5 protein-coding genes are annotated in these 4,704 nt (G+C 66.8%); 1 reads left to right on the top strand and 4 read right to left on the bottom strand.

All coding sequences use genetic code 11. The features are described 5' to 3' along the window. Positions 1 to 257 precede the first annotated feature (257 nt). From tldD to WAL33_RS09095, 4 genes are all read right to left on the bottom strand, one after another. On the bottom strand, positions 258 to 1,688 hold the full coding sequence (gene tldD / locus WAL33_RS09110; protein WP_422180611.1) for a metalloprotease TldD: 1,431 nt from the start codon (positions 1,686 to 1,688) through the stop codon (positions 258 to 260). 101 nt (positions 1,689 to 1,789) lie between these two features. Next, complete coding sequence (locus WAL33_RS09105) at positions 1,790 to 2,563, bottom strand: GIN domain-containing protein (protein ID WP_422180609.1); 774 nt, start codon at positions 2,561 to 2,563, stop codon at positions 1,790 to 1,792. Positions 2,564 to 2,573: 10 nt separating this feature from the next. After that, positions 2,574 to 3,140, bottom strand: coding sequence for a DUF1700 domain-containing protein (locus tag WAL33_RS09100; RefSeq protein ID WP_422180607.1), 567 nt, complete (start codon positions 3,138 to 3,140; stop codon positions 2,574 to 2,576). Continuing rightward, the gene (locus tag WAL33_RS09095; RefSeq protein WP_422180605.1) at positions 3,137 to 3,463 is read right to left on the bottom strand and encodes a PadR family transcriptional regulator; all 327 of its coding nucleotides are present in this window, start codon (positions 3,461 to 3,463) and stop codon (positions 3,137 to 3,139) included. The genes WAL33_RS09100 and WAL33_RS09095 overlap by 4 nt, the downstream gene beginning before the upstream one ends. A 374-nt stretch (positions 3,464 to 3,837) precedes the next feature. Between WAL33_RS09095 and coxB the strand changes: the two genes are divergently transcribed. After that, on the top strand, positions 3,838 to 4,704 hold an 867-nt coding region (gene coxB, locus WAL33_RS09090), incomplete at its 3' end, for a cytochrome c oxidase subunit II (protein WP_422180603.1).

Here is a 4,704-nt window from a genome sequence, read left to right as displayed (position 1 = left end):
GCGCCTGGGGCGCGGCCTCCAGCACGGCGGAGGGCGCGGCGGCCAGGGCCTGCGGCGCGGCCAATCCCAGCGCGAGAATGACGGAAGCAAGACTCATCACGCGAACCCCCAAAGCCCCCGCTTTGTGGCCGCGAACCTGTGCGTGCGATCAGGACAGGCCTAGTTACAAAACCGAAAGGTAGATTACATTTGTGAAATGTTGTCGCTGATCACCTTAGATTTAGGTGGAGATCACCAGCTTTCACAAAGGCTTGCCCCTAGACCGCCGTGCCGCCCACCGTCAGCCCCGTGATCTTCAGCGAGGGCTGGCCCACGCCGACCGGCACGCCCTGGCCCGACTTGCCGCAGACGCCGATGCCCGGGTCGAAGTCGAAGTCGTTGCCGATCATCGTCACCTTGGTCAGGGCCGAGGGACCGTCGCCGATCAGGGTCGCGCCCTTGACCGGGGCGGTGATCTTGCCGTCCTCGACCAGATAGGCCTCGGTGCACTGGAAGACGAACTTGCCGTTGGTGATGTCGACCTGGCCGCCGCCGAAATTGGCGCAGTAGAGGCCGCGCTTCATCGAGGCGATCATCTCGGCCGGATCGTCATGGCCGGCCAGCATGCCGGTGTTGGTCATGCGGGGCATGGGCATGTGGGCGTAGGACTGGCGGCGGCCGTTGCCGGTCGGGGCCATGCCCATCAGCCGGGCGCTCATCCGGTCGTGCATGTAGCCGACCAGCACGCCGTCCTCGATCAGCATGGTGCGCTCGGTCGGGGTGCCCTCGTCGTCGATGGTCAGCGAGCCGCGGCGGCCGGGGATCGCCCCGTCGTCGAACACGGTCACGCCCTTGGCGGCCACCCGCTCGCCGATGCGGCCGGAAAAAGCGCTGATGCCCTTGCGGTTGAAGTCGCCCTCCAGGCCGTGGCCGACGGCTTCGTGCAGCAGCACGCCGTTCCAGCCCGGACCCAGAACCACGTCCATCTCGCCGGCCGGGCAGGCCACGGCGTCCAGATTGACCAGGGCCATGCGCAGGGCCTCGTCGACCTGGTCCCGCCACTTGTCGGGGCTGATCCAGGCGGCGAAGCCGGCGCGGCCGCCGGCCCCGGACGAGCCGGCTTCGCGCTTGCCGTCCTTCTCGACCGTGACCTGGACATTGACGCGCACCAGCGGCCGCACGTCGCGCAGCAGCCGGCCGTCGGCGCGCAGGATCTCGACCACGCGGCGCTCGCCGGCCATCGAGGCCATCACCTGGACGACGCGCGGATCGCGGGCGCGGGCGAAGGCGTCGATCTCCTGCAGCAGGGCGACCTTGTCGGAGAAGTCGGGGGACGAGACCGGGTCGTCCTCGCCGTAGAGCTTTTGGTTGGTGGCGCGCGGGGCCTCGGCGCTGACCCCGGCATAGCCGCGGCGGGCCAGCTTGGCCGAATCGGCGGCGCGGCCGATGGCGGCTTCCGAGATCTCGGCGGAATGGGCGTAGCCGGCGGTCTCACCGGCCACCACGCGCAGGCCGAACCCCTCGCCCGAATCGTAGGAGGCGCTCTTCAGCCGGCCGTCGTCGAACACGAAGGCCTCGCTCTCGGAGCGTTCGACGAACAGCTCCCCGTCGTCGGCCCCGGCCAGGGCCTCGCCCAGGATGGCGCGGGCGCGCTCGGGATCGACATTGGCCGAGGCGAGCAGGGAAGGGGCGTTCATGAGAGCGGTCATGGGTTCACAGGTAAGCGTTTCATCCGCCTTCGTCATCACCCCGGCGACGATTCGTCTCTTCTTCTCCTCCCCGCGAAGCGGGAGAGGAGAAAGCAACTCGATCACCAGTCCTGGTGCACCTCGCCCGAACCGGCGACGTTCGAGCTCAGCACGCTTGGCTTGTTGGTCAGATAGACGTCGCCGCTGCCGGCCACGTCGACCTCGGTCGCGCCATGCGGGGCGACATGGGCCTCGCCGCTGCCGGACAGGGCGATCCTGGCGTCGCCGGTGTCCAGCCCGCGCAGATCCGCCTCGCCCGAGCCCGAGACCAGCAGTTCGACCTTCCTGGCCTTGCCTTGGGCGTCGACACTGCCGCTGCCGTTGATCTCGAGCATGAGGTCCGGCTGATCGTAGTTCTTCAGATAGAGATCGCCGCTGCCGTTCAGGGTGAAGGACCGCACGCTGGGGGCGACGATCTCGATCGACAGCTCATCGCTGTTGCGGCTGACATGGAGGAAGCCGTCGTCGCGCAGGGCGATGCGGCCGTTTTCCACGATCACGCGATCGACCAGGGCCTTGGGCCCGGTCACCTGGATGCTGGCTCCGGCCCCGGGGGCGGCCTGGGTGAAGATCACTTCGGCCGGCACGTCGACCTGCAGGGCGTCCGAACCGCTCCAGGCGACATTGCGGGTCGTGGTCTCGCCGTAGTCGACCCGGTTTGAGCCGGGTCCGATGCGGATATGATCGTTGTCGTCGTCGACTTCGATGTTCCAGTCGGCCGGAAAGCTCCAGCCGTTCTTGACGATGTCGCGACCGCCGAGCGCGAAGGCGCCGGCGAAGCAGCCGAGCGCGAGCACGAAGCTGGCGACGGCGACGATGGTCAGGTTGCGGATCATGGCGGTCCCCTCAGACCTGGGTTTCGATGGCCGGCTTCAGCAGCCGGTAGTGAAGACGCCCGAACCAGACCAGGCCGTTGACCAGCCAGATGGTCAGCAGGGTGGTGACGGCGGCCAGGGCGGTGGCGGCGGCCATCAGGCCGATGCCCAGCAGGAAGGCCGTGGCGGGGCCGCCGGGCGGTCCGGCGAAGGGACCGACCGCGGCGACGAAGCCGCCGCCGGCGAAAATGCCGATGGCTCCCATGAAGAAGGCCATCAGCGTCCCCAGCACGCCCATCAGCAGGGGCAGCAGAAAGAGGATGTCGATGGCGCCCAGGCCGATGATGGCGAAGATCGCGCCGGCGGCGGCCGACGGGTTCTTGGCCTCCTCCCAGCGCTTGACCCCCTGCTCGGCGCGCTGTTCGCGGGCCAGGCGTTCGGGTTCGCCCAGGGCGGCGGCCACTTCGCTTTCGCTGCGACCGGCTTCCTGGGCTTCGTTGAAGTGGGCCTCGTAGTCGGCCACGATGTCGGCGATCTGAGCGGCGGGCATGCCGGCCAGGCCGCGCTTGAGGCGGGTGAGGAATTCGGCGCGCGTCATGCGGCGGCTCCCAGAATGTTTTCGACGGCCGAGCTGAAGGCGGCCCATTCGGCCTTTTGGGCGGTGAAGCTGGCCCGACCGGCGTCGGTCAGGCGGTAATATTTGCGCGGCGGACCGCTCTGGGATTCCACCAGATAGGTCTCGACCTGGCCGTCCGACTGCATGCGGCGCATGAGCGGGTAGATGGTGCCTTCCCCCATATCGATATCCTTGGCGAGCTTGCTGGCGATTTCGTAGGCGTAACTGTCGGCCTGCGACAGCAGGGCCAGCACGCACAGCGCCAGCACGCCTTTCTTCAGTTGAACTTCGATGGCTTCTGTCACGGCTTTTCGTTCCCGTTGCTGAGCACCCTTGTGACGCAAGGTAGTGCCCAATGCAAGGTAGCTGTCATTACATGTTAGTAATGGTACGTAGCTCGAAATCGCTCTGAAACGGCCGTTGTTGAGATTGGCTCGCAGGTGAAGCGGTCTGGCCCGGCGCGAGGCGTTCAGGCGAACGCCTCTGGTGCTTGGCAACAGGGATTGGAGCGCGTATGCACGCCAGCGACCGGCCGGAGACGCCGGGGTTTGACTCTTCGATTCCACGTCCCATGACGAAGTCGATTGCCAACTCCCGGGTCGCTGGTCGTAGTGTACATGTCGGCGCGGCATGGCGTTGATCTACGTCAACATCGCCGCCGAAACGGGCCGTGAGGGATATGAAGGCGCAAATTCAGGGGATGCGGCGGAAGTTGACGGGCCTAGCCTCCGTCGCCGCCACGACGATGGCCCTTATGGGCTTCTTCGCGGGGGAAGCCCTCGCCAAGAGCAACGAGCTGCTTGGGCAGCCGACGCCGGGCGCGATCGATCTGCAGGTCTCGGCCTCGCCGCTCAAGTACCAGGCGACGGAATTCCACAACCACATCCTCATGCCGATCATCACGGCGATCACGCTGCTGGTGCTGGGCCTGCTGATCTGGATCGTCATCCGCTACAACGCCAAGGCCAATCCGGTCCCGGCCAAGTTCAGCCACAACACCACCGTCGAGATCATCTGGACGGTCGGTCCGGTGCTGATCCTGATGGTCATCGCCATCTTCTCGTTCCGGCTGCTGTTCGCCTACAACGACATGCCCAAGCCGTATCTGACGGTGAAGGCCACCGGCTACCAGTGGTACTGGGGCTATGAATATCCCGATCAGAAGATCAGCGAGATCACCTCGGTGCCGCTGAGCAAGGCTCAGGCCGACGCCAAGAAGGTCCCGTACCTGCTGGCCGCCGACAAGCCGATGGTCGTTCCGGTCAACCAGGTGGTCCGCGTGCAGGTCACCGGCGCCGACGTGATCCACGCGTTCGCCCTGCCGGCCTTCGGCCTGAAGACCGACGCCATCCCCGGCCGCCTGAACGAAACCTGGTTCAAGGCCGACAAGATCGGCGTCTATTACGGCCAGTGCTCGGAGCTCTGCGGCGTCGACCACTCCAACATGCCGATCGAGATCCACGTCGTCAGCCAGGCCGACTTCGACGCCTGGGTGAAGACCAAGACCTCGCCCGCGCCGGCCGCGACCGCCGCCGCCGCTCCGGTC

This window comes from Caulobacter sp. (genome assembly GCF_049283275.1).
Classification (GTDB): domain Bacteria; phylum Pseudomonadota; class Alphaproteobacteria; order Caulobacterales; family Caulobacteraceae; genus Caulobacter.
This window is presented reverse-complemented; position numbering and strand designations above follow the sequence as displayed.

Coding starts and splice junctions, on each gene's coding strand:
- tldD (WP_422180611.1), bottom strand. CDS start 1,688: ATGACCGCTCTCATGAACGCCCCTTCCCTGCTCGCCTCGGCCAATGTC.
- WAL33_RS09105 (WP_422180609.1), bottom strand. CDS start 2,563: ATGATCCGCAACCTGACCATCGTCGCCGTCGCCAGCTTCGTGCTCGCG.
- WAL33_RS09100 (WP_422180607.1), bottom strand. CDS start 3,140: ATGACGCGCGCCGAATTCCTCACCCGCCTCAAGCGCGGCCTGGCCGGC.